13 protein-coding genes are annotated in these 14335 nt (G+C 61.8%); 2 read left to right on the forward strand and 11 right to left on the reverse strand.

What is annotated here, in order from left to right; translation table 11 throughout:
• Positions 1-55: 55 nt before the first annotated feature.
• The 6 genes from phoU to BLP82_RS11750 form a co-directional block, all read right to left on the reverse strand.
• Entirely contained in the window at positions 56-817 is a 762-nt protein-coding gene (gene phoU / locus BLP82_RS11725) for a phosphate signaling complex protein PhoU (RefSeq protein ID WP_092167670.1), read from the reverse strand.
• Between the two features lie 97 nt (positions 818-914).
• Entirely contained in the window at positions 915-1748 is an 834-nt protein-coding gene (gene pstB, locus BLP82_RS11730; RefSeq protein WP_072411200.1) for a phosphate ABC transporter ATP-binding protein PstB, read from the reverse strand.
• A gap of 93 nt (positions 1749-1841) precedes the next feature.
• A complete protein-coding gene (pstA, locus tag BLP82_RS11735; RefSeq protein ID WP_060739810.1) occupies positions 1842-3512 on the reverse strand; it encodes a phosphate ABC transporter permease PstA in 1671 nt (556 codons plus the stop codon).
• Between the two features lie 15 nt (positions 3513-3527).
• Positions 3528-5561 (reverse strand): ABC transporter permease subunit, encoded by a 2034-nt coding sequence (locus BLP82_RS11740; RefSeq protein ID WP_170842300.1) that lies wholly within the window; start codon positions 5559-5561, stop codon positions 3528-3530.
• A gap of 473 nt (positions 5562-6034) precedes the next feature.
• Positions 6035-7033: a phosphate ABC transporter substrate-binding protein PstS gene (locus tag BLP82_RS11745; RefSeq protein WP_053127032.1), complete on the reverse strand. Its 999-nt coding sequence runs from the start codon at positions 7031-7033 to the stop codon at positions 6035-6037.
• Between the two features lie 269 nt (positions 7034-7302).
• A complete protein-coding gene (locus tag BLP82_RS11750) occupies positions 7303-8601 on the reverse strand; it encodes an MFS transporter (RefSeq protein ID WP_092167676.1) in 1299 nt (432 codons plus the stop codon).
• A gap of 376 nt (positions 8602-8977) precedes the next feature.
• Here BLP82_RS11750 and BLP82_RS11755 point away from each other — a divergent pair, with 376 nt between their 5' ends.
• Entirely contained in the window at positions 8978-9382 is a 405-nt protein-coding gene (locus BLP82_RS11755) for an acyl-CoA thioesterase (RefSeq protein WP_003177184.1), read from the forward strand.
• A 57-nt stretch (positions 9383-9439) separates the two neighbouring features.
• Positions 9440-10339: a D-hexose-6-phosphate mutarotase gene (locus BLP82_RS11760; protein ID WP_092167994.1), complete on the forward strand. Its 900-nt coding sequence runs from the start codon at positions 9440-9442 to the stop codon at positions 10337-10339.
• Between the two features lie 77 nt (positions 10340-10416).
• On the opposite strand, the gene BLP82_RS11765 is transcribed toward BLP82_RS11760, so the two are convergent.
• The 5 genes from BLP82_RS11765 to BLP82_RS11785 form a co-directional block, all read right to left on the reverse strand.
• Complete coding sequence (locus BLP82_RS11765) at positions 10417-10953, reverse strand: DUF3299 domain-containing protein (protein ID WP_013691991.1); 537 nt, start codon at positions 10951-10953, stop codon at positions 10417-10419.
• 89 nt (positions 10954-11042) lie between these two features.
• Positions 11043-11288, reverse strand: a complete 246-nt coding sequence (locus tag BLP82_RS11770) for a GlsB/YeaQ/YmgE family stress response membrane protein (protein WP_003187057.1) — start codon at positions 11286-11288, stop codon at positions 11043-11045.
• A 102-nt stretch (positions 11289-11390) separates the two neighbouring features.
• Complete coding sequence (locus tag BLP82_RS11775; RefSeq protein WP_092167679.1) at positions 11391-12476, reverse strand: 5-(carboxyamino)imidazole ribonucleotide synthase; 1086 nt, start codon at positions 12474-12476, stop codon at positions 11391-11393.
• Between the two features lie 12 nt (positions 12477-12488).
• Positions 12489-12980: a 5-(carboxyamino)imidazole ribonucleotide mutase gene (purE, locus tag BLP82_RS11780; protein WP_003196369.1), complete on the reverse strand. Its 492-nt coding sequence runs from the start codon at positions 12978-12980 to the stop codon at positions 12489-12491.
• A gap of 272 nt (positions 12981-13252) precedes the next feature.
• Positions 13253-14170, reverse strand: coding sequence for a LysR substrate-binding domain-containing protein (locus BLP82_RS11785; RefSeq protein ID WP_092167681.1), 918 nt, complete (start codon positions 14168-14170; stop codon positions 13253-13255).
• Between the last annotated feature and the right edge of the window lie 165 nt (positions 14171-14335).

Here is a 14335-nt window from a genome sequence, read left to right on the forward strand (position 1 = left end):
AAAAAAAGCCAAAAAAAAAGCCCGACCAGAAGGCCGGGCGCTTTTCTTGGCAATCTTACTTATCGTCAGTTTTGCCTGGAACATTAGCGGTTTCGGACGGGGTGCCCTCAACTTCTTCCTTCATCCGCTTGAGCCCCATGTGGCGCACATCGGTACCGCGCACCAGGTAGATGACAAGTTCCGAGATGTTGCGCGCATGATCGCCGATACGCTCGAGAGAACGCAGCACCCAGATAATGCTCAACACCCGGGAAATGGAGCGCGGGTCTTCCATCATGTAGGTGGCCAGCTCGCGCAGGGCGGTCTTGTATTCGCGGTCGATGATCTTGTCGTACTGGGCCACCGATAACGCGAGGTCGGCGTCGAAACGGGCGAAGGCATCCAGTGCGTCACGGACCATGTTGCGCACCTGGTCGCCGATGTGGCGAACCTCGACGTAGCCGCGCGGCGCCTCGCCTTCTTCGCACAACTGAATGGCACGACGGGCGATCTTGGTGGCTTCGTCGCCGATCCGCTCAAGGTCGATCACCGACTTGGAGATGCTGATGATCAGGCGCAGGTCGGAGGCAGCCGGCTGACGACGGGCCAGGATACGCAGGCACTCCTCGTCGATGTTGCGCTCCATCTGGTTGATCTGGTCATCGATTTCACGCACCTGCTGGGCCAGGCCGGAGTCGGCCTCGATCAGTGCGGTCACCGCGTCGTTGACCTGCTTTTCCACCAGCCCGCCCATGGCCAGCAAGTGACTGCGCACTTCCTCCAGCTCGGCGTTGAACTGGGCGGAAATGTGGTGAGTAAGGCCTTCCTTCGAAATCATCTTGTTCGCTCCGCGAAAGTTGCAAGCTTCAAGCTGCAAGCTTCAAGCAGTTAAATGTTGATCCTGATAGCGCAGTGCGGCTATGCAGCTGCCTCGACTAGCCGTAGCGACCGGTGATGTAGTCTTCGGTCTGTTTCTTCGCCGGATTGGTGAACAACGTATCGGTATCGCCGAATTCCACCAGTTTGCCCATGTACATGAACGCGGTGTAGTCGGAAACCCGCGCCGCCTGTTGCATGTTGTGGGTCACGATGACGATGGTGAACTTGGACTTGAGCTCGTAGATCAGCTCTTCGACTTTCAGCGTCGAGATCGGGTCGAGGGCCGAGCAGGGTTCGTCGAGCAGCAGCACTTCCGGTTCCACGGCGATGGTGCGGGCGATCACCAGACGTTGCTGCTGGCCGCCGGACAGACCGAGGGCCGATTCATGCAGACGGTCCTTGACCTCGTCCCACAGCGCGGCGCCCTTGAGGGCCCATTCCACGGCTTCGTCGAGGATGCGCTTCTTGTTGATGCCCTGGATGCGCAAGCCGTAGACCACGTTCTCGTAGATGGTTTTCGGGAACGGGTTCGGCTTCTGGAACACCATGCCGACGCGACGACGCAGCTCGGCCACATCTTCGCCCTTGCGGTAGATGTTGTTGCCGTAGAGATTGATTTCACCTTCGACGCGGCAGCCGTCCACCAGGTCGTTCATGCGGTTGAAGGTGCGCAGCAAGGTTGACTTGCCGCAGCCCGACGGACCGATGAACGCGGTGACGCGCTGTTTCGGGATGTTCAGGCTGACGTCATAGAGCGCCTGCTTCTCGCCGTAGAACAGGTTCAGGCCAGGTACTTCGATGGCGACGGTTTCTTGCGCCAGATCCAGGCTCTGCTTGTCGCGGCCCAGGGCCGACATGTTGATGCCGTGTGTGTGTGCTTCGTGTTGCATGGTCTCACTCCGTTCGTAGCTGCAAGCTTCTAGCTGCAAGCTGCAAGTTTGAGCAAAAGCGGCGGGTCGCTTGCCGCTTGTGGCTAATGACTTTTAGCTATCCAACGCTTTGTACTTCTCGCGCAGGTGGTTACGGATCCACACCGCCGACAGGTTGAGCGTGGCGATCACCAGCACCAGCAACAGCGCCGTGGCATAGACCAGCGGTCGCGCCGCTTCGACGTTCGGGCTCTGGAAACCGACGTCATAGATATGGAAGCCCAGGTGCATGATCTTCTGGTCCAGGTGCAGGTACGGGTAGTTGCCGTCCAGCGGCAGCGACGGGGCCAGTTTCACCACGCCCACCAGCATCAACGGCGCCACTTCACCCGCGGCACGGGCCACGGCGAGGATCATCCCGGTCATCATCGCCGGGCTGGCCATGGGCAGGACGATTTTCCACAGGGTCTCGGCCTTGGTCGCGCCGAGGGCCAGGGAGCCTTCGCGCACGGTACGCGGGATCCGCGCCAGGCCTTCTTCGGTGGCCACGATCACCACCGGCACCGCCAGCAGCGCCAGGGTCAGCGACGCCCAGAGCAGGCCCGGGGTGCCGAAGGTCGGCGCCGGCAAGGCCTCGGGGAAGAACAAGCGGTCGACCGAACCACCCAGCACGTAGACGAAGAAGCCCAGGCCGAACACGCCGTAAACAATGGCTGGAACGCCCGCGAGGTTGTTCACCGCGATGCGAATCAGACGGGTCATCGGGCCCTGGCGGGCGTATTCACGCAGGTAGACCGCCGCCAGCACGCCGAACGGCGTCACGATCATTGCCATGATCAGGGTCATCATCACGGTGCCGAAAATCGCCGGGAAGATGCCGCCTTCGGTGTTGGCTTCACGGGGGTCGTCGCTGAGGAACTCCCAGACCTTGCTGAAGTAGAAACCCAGCTTGGTGAACGTGCCCATGCCGTTTGGCTGGTAGGCGTGCACCACTTTGCCGATTTCGATCTCCACTTCCTTGCCGTTGGCATCGCGGGCCGTCAGGCTGTCGCGGTTGAACTGCGCATGCAGGTCGGCCAGGCGCGCTTCGATGTCCTTGTAGCGGGCGTTGAGTTCGGCGCGTTCGCTTTCCAGATCGGCCTGGGCCGAAGCATCGAGCTTGCCGTCCAGCTCCAGCTTGCGACCGTGCAGGCGGATACGCTCCAGACCGGCGTTGATAGCGCCGATGTCGACTTTTTCCAGGGTCTTGAGTTCTGCGGCCAACTGATTGACCCGCTGTACGCGAGCCTGCAGTTGCGGCCAGGCCGCTTCGCCCTCGGCGATGACCTTGCCGCCTTCCTTGACGTTGACCAGGTAACCGTAGAAGTTGCCCCACTCACGACGCTCGATGGCCATCAGTTCCGGCGGCGTGGTCTGGTTGGTCAGCCAATCGCCGACGATCCAGGTGAAGTCAGTACCGTTCAGGTCTCGGTTGCCGACCTTGATCAGTTCGCGGGTCATGAACTCGGGGCCTTCGTCCGGCACCGGCAAGCCGGCGCTTTTCAGGCGCTCGCGAGGCACTTCTTCTTTCTGTACGACTTCGCCGACCACCAGGTGCGCAGGCATGCCCGGCACGTTGTAGTTGGCGTGGATCAGGTCCGCCGGCCAGAAGTGGCCCAGGCCGCGCACAGCGATCACCGCCAGCAGGCCAATGGTCATGATGACCGCGATGGACACCGCGCCACCGCTGATCCAGACGCCGGGGGCGCCGCTCTTGAACCATCCTTTCAGGGAGTTCTGTTTCACAGACTTCTACCTTTCTTAAAGCGACGAATATTTCTTGCGCAGACGCTGACGGATCAGCTCGGCGAGGGTGTTCATGACGAAGGTGAACAACAGCAACACCAGGGCCGAGAGGAACAGCACGCGGTAGTGGCTGCCGCCGACTTCCGACTCGGGCATCTCCACCGCCACGTTGGCCGCCAGGGTGCGCAGGCCTTCGAACAGGTTCATTTCCATGACCGGCGTGTTACCGGTGGCCATCAGCACGATCATGGTCTCGCCCACCGCACGGCCCATGCCGATCATCAGCGCCGAGAAGATGCCCGGGCTGGCGGTGAGGATCACCACGCGGGTCATGGTCTGCCACGGCGTAGCGCCGAGGGCCAGGGAGCCCAGGGTCAGGCCGCGCGGCACGCTGAACACCGCGTCTTCGGCAATGGAATAGATGTTCGGGATCACCGCGAAGCCCATCGCCAGGCCCACCACCAGGGCGTTGCGCTGGTCGTAGGTGATGCCCAGGTCATGGGAGATCCACATGCGCATGTCGCCGCCGAAGAACCAGGCTTCCATGTACGGGCTCATGTACAGCGAGAGCCAGCCCACGAACAGGATCACCGGGATCAACAGGGCGCTTTCCCAGCCCTCGGGGACTCTCAAGCGAATGGATTCCGGCAGGCGGCTGAAGGCGAAACCGGTGACCAGAATGCCGATCGGCAGCAACATCAACAGGCTGAAGATACCCGGCAGGTGCCCTTCGACGTACGGCGCCAGGAACAGGCCGGCGAAGAAACCGAGGATCACCGTCGGCATCGCCTCCATCAACTCGATCACCGGCTTGACCTTGCGGCGCATGCCCGGGGCCATGAAGTAGGCGGTGTAGATCGCTGCGGCAACCGCCAGCGGCGCGGCCAGCAGCATCGCGTAGAACGCCGCCTTCAGGGTACCGAAGGTCAGCGGCGAAAGGCTCAGCTTGGGTTCGAAGTCGGTGTTGGCGGCGGTCGATTGCCAGACATATTTAGGTTCGTCGTAGTTTTCGTACCAGACCTTGCTCCACAACGCGCTCCAGGACACTTCCGGGTGTGGGTTATCCAGCGTCAGCGGTTGCAGCTTGCCGCCCTGTTCGACGATCAGGCGGTTGGCCCGTGGCGACATGCCGAACAGGCCCTGGCCGTCGACCACCTGGTCCACCAGCAGGGTGCGGTGGGCGGTGCTGTGGAACACGCCCAGCTTGCCGGCGGCGTCGAGCGCCACGAAACCTTTGCGACGTTCTTCGGCGCTGATCTCGACGATGGGCGCGCTGCCCATCTGGAAGGTTCGAATCTGCTTGAAGCGCAGTTCGCCGTCCGGATCCCGGGCCATGAACCATTGGGCCAGGCCGCCCTTGGAGTCGCCGATGATCAGCGAGATCCCGCCCACCAGCTGGGTGGCGGCGGTGACTTGGGCTTCGCCGTCTTCCAGCAATTTGTAACGGCCGTTGAGACTCTTGTCCCGCAGGCTGAACACATCGGCCTGGGCACGCCCGTTGACCACATACAGCCATTGCTGGCGCGGGTCGACGAAGATGTTCTTCACCGGCTCGGTCATCTGCGGCAGGTCGATACGCGTCTGCTCGCTGGTGACTTCACCGGTCATCATGTTTTCTTCGCTGGTGAGCGACAGCACTTGCAGCTGGGCGCCGCTGGAACCGGCCAACAGCAGGGTCGAATCCGTGGCGTTGAGGCTGACATGCTCCAGGGCCGCGCCCTGTTCGTTCAAGGCGATCGGCGTTTCGCCGTAAGGGTATTCGACGGCAGGCGAGATGGTTTTCTTGCCGTCCGGGTAGGTGACCTTATAAGTGTGACGGAACACCAAGGCCTGGCCGTTGGACAGACCGATCGCCACCAATGGGCTGCCGGGCTGGTCCTCGCCAATGGCGGTCACGCTGGCGCCGGCCGGGATCGGCAGGTCGACACGGCGCAGTTCGGCGCCACTGCCGACGTCGAAAAACAGCGCCTGGCCCTTGTCGGAAACCCGCATGGCGACCTGGTTCTGTTCTTCGATAGAGATCATCAGCGGTTTGCCGGCGTCTTGCATCCAGGCCGGAGTAATCGAGTCCTTGGCGGTCAGGTCCGCGCCCTGGAACAGGGGCAGCACCACATAGGCCAGGAAGAAGAAAATCAGCGTAATGGCCGCCAGGACGGCGAGGCCGCCGACCAGCACATACCAGCGGGTCAGGCGATCCTTGAGCGCGCGGATGCGACGCTTGCGTTGCAACTCAGGCGTATTGAAATCAATGCGCTTGGGAGGGGAAGTCGTAGTCATTGTGGAGTTGGCCAGATCATTCATGCGCACACCCTAGCGATCCTGTATGACAGAAAGATGACAGTGAAGTGACGCAACAAATCCGCCGCCAGCTAGAAGCGGCAGCGGACGGAAAATTCGTGTCCGTGGGAGCGGGCTTGCTCATGAAGGGGCCAGTACATTCGACATGGATGCCGACTGATCCACCGCATTCGCGAGCAAGCCCGCTCCCACAGAGAGCCCGGGCGTTGGCCCTGGCTCAGGTATTACTGCTTGGCGACGTTGCCGCCTTCCTGCAGCCCCAGGTCAGCCAGTGCCTTGGCGGCGACTTTGGCAGGTACCGGGATGTAGCCGTCCTTGACCACGACTTCCTGGCCTTGCTTGGACAGGATCAGCTTCACAAACTCGGCTTCCAGCGGGGCCAGAGGCTTGTTCGGGGCCTTGTTGACGTAGACGTAGAGGAAACGCGACAGCGGGTACTTGCCGTTCAGGGCGTTTTCTTCGGTGTCTTCAATGAACTCGCCGCCTTCTTTCTTGGCCAGGGCAACGGTTTTCACGCTGGCGGTCTTGTAGCCGATACCCGAGTAGCCGATGCCGTTAAGCGAGCTGCTGATCGACTGCACAACCGAAGCCGAACCCGGCTGTTCGTTGACGTTTGGCTTGTAGTCGCCTTTGCACAAGGCTTCTTCCTTGAAGTAGCCGTAGGTGCCGGACACCGAGTTACGACCGAACAGTTGGACCGGCTTGTTGGCCAGGTCGCCGGTCACGCCCAGGTCGCCCCAGGTCTTGACGTCAGCCTTGGCGCCGCAGAGGCGAGTCGAGGAAAAAATGGCGTCGACCTGAGCCATGGTCAGGTGCTTGATCGGGTTGTCCTTGTGCACGAATACGGCCAGGGCATCCACGGCAACCGGAATAGCGGTTGGCTTGTAGCCGTACTTCTGTTCGAAGGCCTGCAGTTCGTTGTCCTTCATCTTGCGGCTCATCGGGCCCAGGTTGGCGGTGCCTTCGGTGAGCGCGGGCGGCGCGGTGGAGGAACCGGCGGCCTGAATCTGGATGTTTACGTTCGGGTATTCTTTCTTGTAGTTCTCGGCCCACAAGGTCATCAGGTTGGCCAGGGTATCGGAGCCGACGCTGGAGAGGTTACCCGACACACCGGTGGTCTTGGTGTAGCTCGGGATCGCAGGGTCAACAGCGGCAACCGCGTTGGCAGTCGCAACGCCAGCAGCGACAAAAGTCATTGCCGCCATCAAACGCTTCAGTTTCATGCCTTACTCCTAGCAGATAGGTGTGTTAAGTCGGCCAAGTATTGGTAAGCCGTGTGAACACTCTATGGCTGAAATATGACAATTGGATGAAAGGCCAGCATTGAGTTTTACAGGATGTTGTGGCGAGGGGATTTATCCCCGTTGGGCTGCAAGGCAGCCCCAATGGCTGGATGCAATCAGTCTGAAACACCGAGGAGCGCTGGCTTGAGGGCCGCTTCGCAGCCCAACGGGGATAGATCCCCTCGCCACAGAAGCCTGTTCAGCGCCACCTAGCGCCCCTTCTTCCAGAGATAACCGCCCACCACAATCCCTATTCCGCAAATGATCGCCACGTAATACGCCGGCCCCATCGGGCTCTCTTTCAACAACAAGGTCACGATCATCGGGGTAAGGCCGCCGAAGATGGCGTAGGCCAGGTTGTAGGAGAACGACAGGCCGCTGAAGCGCACCACGGCCGGGAACGCCTTGACCATGACGTAAGGCACCGCGCCGATGGTGCCCACCAGCAGGCCGCTCAGCGCATAGAGGGGGAATAGCCAGTCGGGGTGGTCGAACAGGCTGTGATAAAAGGTCCAAGAGGTGATCAGCAGCAACGCGCTACCGAAGACAAATACCCGCCCGGCGCCGAAGCGGTCGGCCAGCACGCCGGAGCCGATGCAACCAAAGCTCAGGAACACGATCGCCAGGCTGTTGGCCTGCAACGCGGTGGTCGGGCTGAAGTGGTAAACGGTCTGCAACACCGTCGGGGTCATCAGGATGATCACGATGATGCCGGCCGACAGCAGCCAGGTCAGCAGCATCGAAATCGCGATGGCGCCGCGATGATCGCGCAGCACGGCCCGCAGCGGTATTTCCTCGGCCAGGGCCTTGCGCAGTTGCAGCTCGGCGAACACTGGGGTTTCGTGGAGCCAGCGGCGCAGGTACACCGAAAACAGACCGAACACACCGCCCAGCAGGAACGGGATCCGCCAGGCGTAATCCGCCACTTCCACCGGCGTATAAATGCTGTTGATGGCCGTGGCGACCAGCGAACCCAACAGAATCCCCGCGGTCAGGCCACACGTCAGCGTGCCGCAGGCGTAGCCGATGTGGCGCGCCGGAACGTGTTCAGAAACGAATACCCAGGCCCCCGGCACTTCCCCGCCGATGGCCGCGCCCTGGATCACCCGCATCAGCAACAGCAGGATGGGCGCCCACATGCCGATCTGCGCATAGGTGGGCAACAGGCCCATGATCAGGGTCGGCACAGCCATCATGAAAATGCTCAGGGTGAACATTTTCTTGCGCCCCAGCAGGTCGCCGAAGTGGGCCATGATGATCCCGCCCAGCGGCCGGGCCAGGTAACCGGCGGCAAAAATGCCGAAGGTCTGCATCAGGCGCAGCCACTCAGGCATTTCGGCAGGGAAGAACAATTTGCCGACCACGGTGGCAAAGAACACGAAGATGATGAAATCGTAGAACTCCAGCGCACCGCCCAAAGCTGAAAGCGACAGAGTCTTGTAATCGTTGCGGGTCAGTGGACGTGCTGGTTGTGCGGGCGTCGCCGTGCTCGAAGGCGCAGTGGTCATGGCAAGGGCTTCTCTTATAGTCGGTTCTGCAACCCTGGTAACACGGGTTGGGGCCTGGGCAGGTCCGGCACGATAGCAAATTGTTCGAAAAAGCACATAGAGGTGCGTATTTGATAGTCGAAATCAGAACCGGGTGGTCGTCTCGACGTCTATCGCCCGATATACTCGCAACCTTGCAGTACCCTGTAAGGGGTTGCTGTGCGAAAACGTCGTTGGTGGCGTAGTACCAGAACCAGCCGGTTTCGCAGAGTTTCCCTTTGGCACGCCTTTACGAAAAACGTGACGAACGCAGTATGTTCGGGCTGAATCGTTTTTTTCAAAGACGGCTATTCACCTGAAGTACCAGACAGCGTTACGGGTCAGAGGCCCCCCCGGCATGATAGAGCTCGAACAAGAAGATCCAATCCCGCAAGGCGACCTGGCCCTGCAAATCACCGCGCTCCCTCGCGAGACCAACGGCTTCGGCGATATTTTCGGTGGCTGGCTGGTGTCCCAGATGGACCTGGCCGGCACCGCCATGGCCAGCAAGGTGGCCGGCGGACGCGTGGCCACCGTGGCGATCGATCGCATGGCGTTCCTGGTGCCGGTGGCGGTGGGTGCACAGCTTTCCTTTTATACCCAGGCCCTGGAAATCGGCCGCAGCTCGATCCAGATGATGGTCGAGGTCTGGAGCGACGACCCGCTGTCCAGTGAATGGCGCAAGGTGACCGAGGCGGTCTTTGTCTTTGTCGCCATCGACGGCAGCGGTCGTACCCGCTCGGTTCCGCCGCGCGCCCGTTAAACATGGCGGCCGTTTTGCGGTCCATTGCAGTCCCTGTTCCCGAGCGAGATTTGCAACATGCCTACGCCCAACGTCGAAGCGGTCAAACTGGATGAACTGAACGCCTGGCGCATCCGTCACGGTCAGGCCGAGTTGCTGGTGGCCCAGCAAGGCGCGCACATCCTCAGTTATCAAGTGGACGGCCAGCCGCCACTGATCTGGCTCAACGACCAGGCCACGTTCAAGACTGGCAAGAGCATCCGCGCGGGCGTGCCGGTGTGCTGGCCGTGGTTCGGCAACCTGACCCGCAACCCCGACAGCGTACAGGCCATGCGCGTGACCAATGACCCGGCCACGGCCCACGGCCTGGTACGGGCGATGGATTGGGAATTGAAGGGCATCGAAACCGAAGGCGAAAGCCTCAAGGTGGAATTCGTGCTGCCCTACCCTGAAAACGGCCTCTCGGGCTGGCCTCACCAGGTGGACCTGACGCTGACCATCGTGATGGACGAGCAACTGCACATCCGCCTCACCAGCCATAACCGTGGCAGCGACACCGTCAGCCTCAGCCAGGCGCTGCACAGCTACTTCGCCGTGAGCGACGTGCGCAACGTGCGGGTCGAGGGGGTGGATGGCTTGAGCTACATCGAGACCCTGGACGACTGGAACACCCACACCCAGGCCGGCGACCTGACATTTGCCAGCGAGACCGACCGCATCTACCTCGATACCCCGCCGACGCTGAGCATCATCGACCCGCACTGGGAACGACGGATCGAACTGACCAGCAGCGGTTCGCGCTCGGCGGTGATCTGGAACCCCTGGACCGAACGCGCCAAGGCCTTCAGCGACATGGCCGACGATGGCTGGCAGCGCATGTTGTGCATCGAGACGGCGAATGTGATGGACGACGTGGTGACGTTGTTACCGCAGGGCAGCCATACCCTCGGGGTGAGCATCTGCAGCAAACCGCTCTAAACCCCACCACAAAAACCACTGTGGGAGCGAGCTTGCTCGCTCCCACATTGGGTTTTGGGTCAAGCCAAGCTGCCGCCCTACAAATCCGCCTCCTGCACCACTCTCACCTTCTCCGCCTCCAGCGCATACGCCGCACTCGCCAGGTCGTTGTCGACTTTTTCGATCTTCAGCGTGCCCGTCACCCAGAGCGGCGTGTAGATGTCGTCCAGCTTCAGACCCTTGGGATAGCGCACCAGCACCAGTTGGTTAGGCGGCGGTGGCGGGACGTGGATGCAGGCGCCAGGGTAGGGCACCAGGAAAAACAGCGTGCTGCGGCCCTTGGCGTCGGTTTCCAGCGGCACCGGGTAACCGCCGATGCGGATGTGCTTGTCGTTCATCGCCGCCACGGTCTTGGTCGAATACATCACCGCCGGCAAGCCCTTGCTTTGCTTCAGGCCGCCCTTTTCGGTGAAGGTGCCGTTGGCTTCCGGGGAGTTGTGGTCGATCTCGGGCATAGCCTCGAGGGCTTTCTGGTCCGACTTGGGCATCAGTTCGAGCCAGTCGGTTTCCGGCAGCTCGGCGGCATGGGCCAGGCCACTGCCCAGCAGAAGAAGGGTCAATACTAGACGGCGCATGAAAGGGCTCGGCAATGAATGAAAAATGAAACGCCGAGCATTCTAGCCCCCTCTGCTCGCCACGCAGAGAGGGCCTTGCTGCATTTGGATCAGTTTCTTTTGATCAGGCCGTAGATCACCAGCAACACGATCGCGCCCACCAGGGCACCGATGAAACCGGCGCCTTGGCCGGCCTGGTAGATGCCCAGGGCCTGGCCCCCGTAAGTGGCTGCCAACGAACCGCCGATACCGAGCAGGATGGTCATGATCCAGCCCATGCTGTCATCGCCCGGTTTCAGGAAGCGCGCCAACAGGCCAACGATCAAGCCGATAAAGATGGTTCCGATGATTCCCATGGCATTTCCCTCTCATTGAGTCGCGAAGCCAAAGCCCGGTCAGGCTTTGGCACTTAGCCATGAGAAAGATCAGCCGACGAATGGTTCCACCGCCGTTCCAGATTATTGTTCGGCGATCAGCGCCTCGACCTTGATGATCTGCTGGGCCAGCGTGGCCCGGTCAGCGCAGCGCAGGTTGGCGTGACCGACCTTGCGCCCGACCTTGAACGCCTTGCCATAGTGATGCAAATGGCAGTCGGCAATCGCCAGGACCTTGTCGCTGTCAGGGACCTTGCCGATGAAATTGAGCATCGCGCTTTCACCGACCTTGGCGGTCGACCCCAGCGGCAGCCCGGCCACCGCCCGCAGGTGGTTTTCGAACTGGCTGCACTCGGCGCCTTCGGTGGTCCAGTGCCCGGAGTTGTGTACCCGCGGTGCGATTTCGTTGGCCTTGAGGCCACCGTCCACTTCGAAGAACTCGAACGCCATCACGCCGACATAGTCCAGTTGCTTGAGCACCCGGCTGGAGTAGTCCTCGGCCAGGGCCTGCAACGGATGATCGGTGCTGGCGACGGACAGCTTGAGGATGCCGTCCTTGTGGGTGTTGTGCACCAGCGGATAGAAGCGGATCTCACCGTCGCGGGCACGCACGGCGATCAGCGAGACTTCCCCGGTGAACGGCACGAAACCTTCCAGCAGGCAGGCCACGCTGCCAAGCTCGGCAAACGTACCGACCACGTCTTCAGGCTTGCGCAGGACTTTCTGGCCCTTGCCGTCGTAACCCAGGGTACGGGTCTTGAGCACGGCGGGCAGGCCGATGGCGGCGACAGCGGCGTCCAGGTCGGCCTGGGATTGAATGTCAGCGAAGGCCGGCGTGGGGATGCCCAGGTCCTTGAACATGTTCTTTTCGAACCAACGGTCACGGGCGATCCGCAAGGCTTCGGCGCTCGGGTAGACCGGGACGAACTGGGACAGGAAGGCCACGGTTTCGGCCGGGACGCTTTCGAATTCGAAGGTCACCAGATCGACTTCATCGGCCAATTGGCGCAGGTGATCCTGGTCGCCGTAGTCGGCCCGCAGGTGTTCACCCAGCGCCGCGGCACAGGCGTCAGGCGCCGGGTCCAGGAAAGCGAAGTTCATCCCCAGCGGCGTACCTGCCAGGGCCAACATGCGACCCAACTGGCCGCCACCGATTACACCGATCTTCATTCGTCAACAACCTCAGGCAATGCGTGGGTCTGGATTGTCCAGGACGCTGTCTGTCTGCTCAGCGCGGAATTTTTTCAGCACGGTATGAAACTGTGGATGCTTGGCGCCCAGGATGCTCGCCGACAGCAGGGCCGCGTTGATCGCGCCGGCCTTGCCGATGGCCAGGGTCGCGACCGGGATACCGGCCGGCATCTGCACGATCGACAGCAACGAGTCGACGCCCGAGAGCATCGACGACTGGACCGGCACGCCCAGCACCGGCAGGTGGGTCTTGGCCGCGCACATGCCCGGCAGGTGGGCCGCGCCACCGGCACCGGCGATGATCACCTCGATGCCACGTGCCTCGGCCTCTTCGGCGTACTGGAACAGCAGGTCCGGGGTACGGTGGGCGGAGACCACTTTCACCTCGTAAGGGATGCCGAGCTTTTCCAGCATATCGGCGGTGTGGCTAAGGGTGGACCAATCGGACTTGGAGCCCATGATCACGCCAACCAGTGCACTCATCGTCGTGCCTCTTCTCTCTGGGCGCCCGCAGGCGCGTCAAAAAACAACAAGCCACGCAGGAAACCGGCGTGGCTTGTTGTACGAATGATGGCCGGGCGAACCGACCGAAGGCCGGGCAGTATACCGAAAATGGTGCGTTAAACGCACTTTCGCCGACCATCTGTCATTTGGGCTGAAGTGGCGGTTTTATTGACTCGCAGGTCAGCGAGGGAACAGCATAAATCCCTGTGGGAGCGGGCTTGCTCGCTCCCACAAGGGGTTCTGCATTGTTTTCAGGATCCGATGGCGCCCTGCGCCGCGCCGCCTTCGAGCTTGCGCCACAGCAACCGCACATTGGCCTTGCGCACCAGGGCGCAGCGGTACAGGCGGATCTCCAGGGGCACGTGCCATTGCGTGCCACCGCAGATCACCAGTTCACCCCGGGCCAGTTCGGCGCGTACGCTCAGGTGCGGCACCCAGGCGATGCCCAGGCCTTCCAGGGCCATGCTTTTCAGGCTGTCGGCCATGGCCGTCTCGTAGATCGTGGTGAATCGCAGCGCCCGCTGGCGCAACAACTGGTTGACCGAACGCCCCAGGAACGCCCCGGCGCTGTAGGCCAGCAGCGGCACGCTGGACTCCCCTTCAAGGTCGAACAGCGGGTTGCCGCTGGCATCGGCGGCGCACACCGGAAGCATTTCGGTCTGGCCCAGGTGCAGTGACGGGAAGATCTCCGGGTCCATCTGCATGGCCGAATCCGGGTCGTAGAAGGCCAGCATCAAATCGCAGCCACCTTCACGCAGGGCGTGGACGGCGTCGCCGACGTTGGTCGCCACCAGCCGCGTGGCGATGTTCATCCCTTCGTTGCGCAGTTGCGCGATCCAGCGGGGGAAGAAGCCCAGGGCCAGGGAGTGGGCGGCCGCCACTTGGATGACTTCGCCCTGCCCGCCTTCCAGGTGATGCAAATGGCGCAGCACTTCGCCCAATTGCTCCACCACCGTACGCGCCGTCACCAGGAACAACTGCCCCGCCGCCGTCAGCTCGACGGGCGTACGGGAACGGTTGACCAGGGTCAGCCCCAGCGCAGCCTCAAGGCTGCGAATCCGCCGGCTGAATGCCGGTTGCGTCACGAAACGCCGCTCGGCCGCTTGGGAGAAACTGCGGGTCGCGGCCAGGGCACTGAAGTCCTCGAGCCACTTGCTTTCAAGATTCATCACGCCCTCCCTTACACGCACCAAAACAGGTCACACGTTCGCCGCACCGTCGACGTCACACCGGCATTATGCCGAATATGCATAGGCCAGTGTTTAACAGCATTGGCCCTATTTTTTCCCAGAGCCTAGGATCCACAGCGTTCCGGCTCAGACCGGGTCCTTATC

The sequence above is a fragment of the Pseudomonas sp. NFACC37-1 genome (assembly GCF_900101575.1).
GTDB lineage: Bacteria > Pseudomonadota > Gammaproteobacteria > Pseudomonadales > Pseudomonadaceae > Aquipseudomonas > Aquipseudomonas fluorescens_AA.

Bases quoted from the DNA above. Each gene is read 5' to 3' on its own strand.
- phoU (WP_092167670.1), bottom strand. From the start codon at position 817: ATGATTTCGAAGGAAGGCCTTACTCACCACATTTCCGCCCAGTTCAAC.
- pstB (WP_072411200.1), bottom strand. From the start codon at position 1,748: ATGCAACACGAAGCACACACACACGGCATCAACATGTCGGCCCTGGGC.
- BLP82_RS11740 (WP_170842300.1), bottom strand. From the start codon at position 5,561: ATGCAAGACGCCGGCAAACCGCTGATGATCTCTATCGAAGAACAGAAC.
- BLP82_RS11745 (WP_053127032.1), bottom strand. From the start codon at position 7,033: ATGAAACTGAAGCGTTTGATGGCGGCAATGACTTTTGTCGCTGCTGGC.
- BLP82_RS11750 (WP_092167676.1), bottom strand. From the start codon at position 8,601: ATGACCACTGCGCCTTCGAGCACGGCGACGCCCGCACAACCAGCACGT.
- BLP82_RS11755 (WP_003177184.1), top strand. From the start codon at position 8,978: ATGATAGAGCTCGAACAAGAAGATCCAATCCCGCAAGGCGACCTGGCC.
- BLP82_RS11760 (WP_092167994.1), top strand. From the start codon at position 9,440: ATGCCTACGCCCAACGTCGAAGCGGTCAAACTGGATGAACTGAACGCC.
- BLP82_RS11765 (WP_013691991.1), bottom strand. From the start codon at position 10,953: ATGCGCCGTCTAGTATTGACCCTTCTTCTGCTGGGCAGTGGCCTGGCC.
- BLP82_RS11770 (WP_003187057.1), bottom strand. From the start codon at position 11,288: ATGGGAATCATCGGAACCATCTTTATCGGCTTGATCGTTGGCCTGTTG.
- BLP82_RS11775 (WP_092167679.1), bottom strand. From the start codon at position 12,476: ATGAAGATCGGTGTAATCGGTGGCGGCCAGTTGGGTCGCATGTTGGCC.
- purE (WP_003196369.1), bottom strand. From the start codon at position 12,980: ATGAGTGCACTGGTTGGCGTGATCATGGGCTCCAAGTCCGATTGGTCC.
- BLP82_RS11785 (WP_092167681.1), bottom strand. From the start codon at position 14,170: ATGAATCTTGAAAGCAAGTGGCTCGAGGACTTCAGTGCCCTGGCCGCG.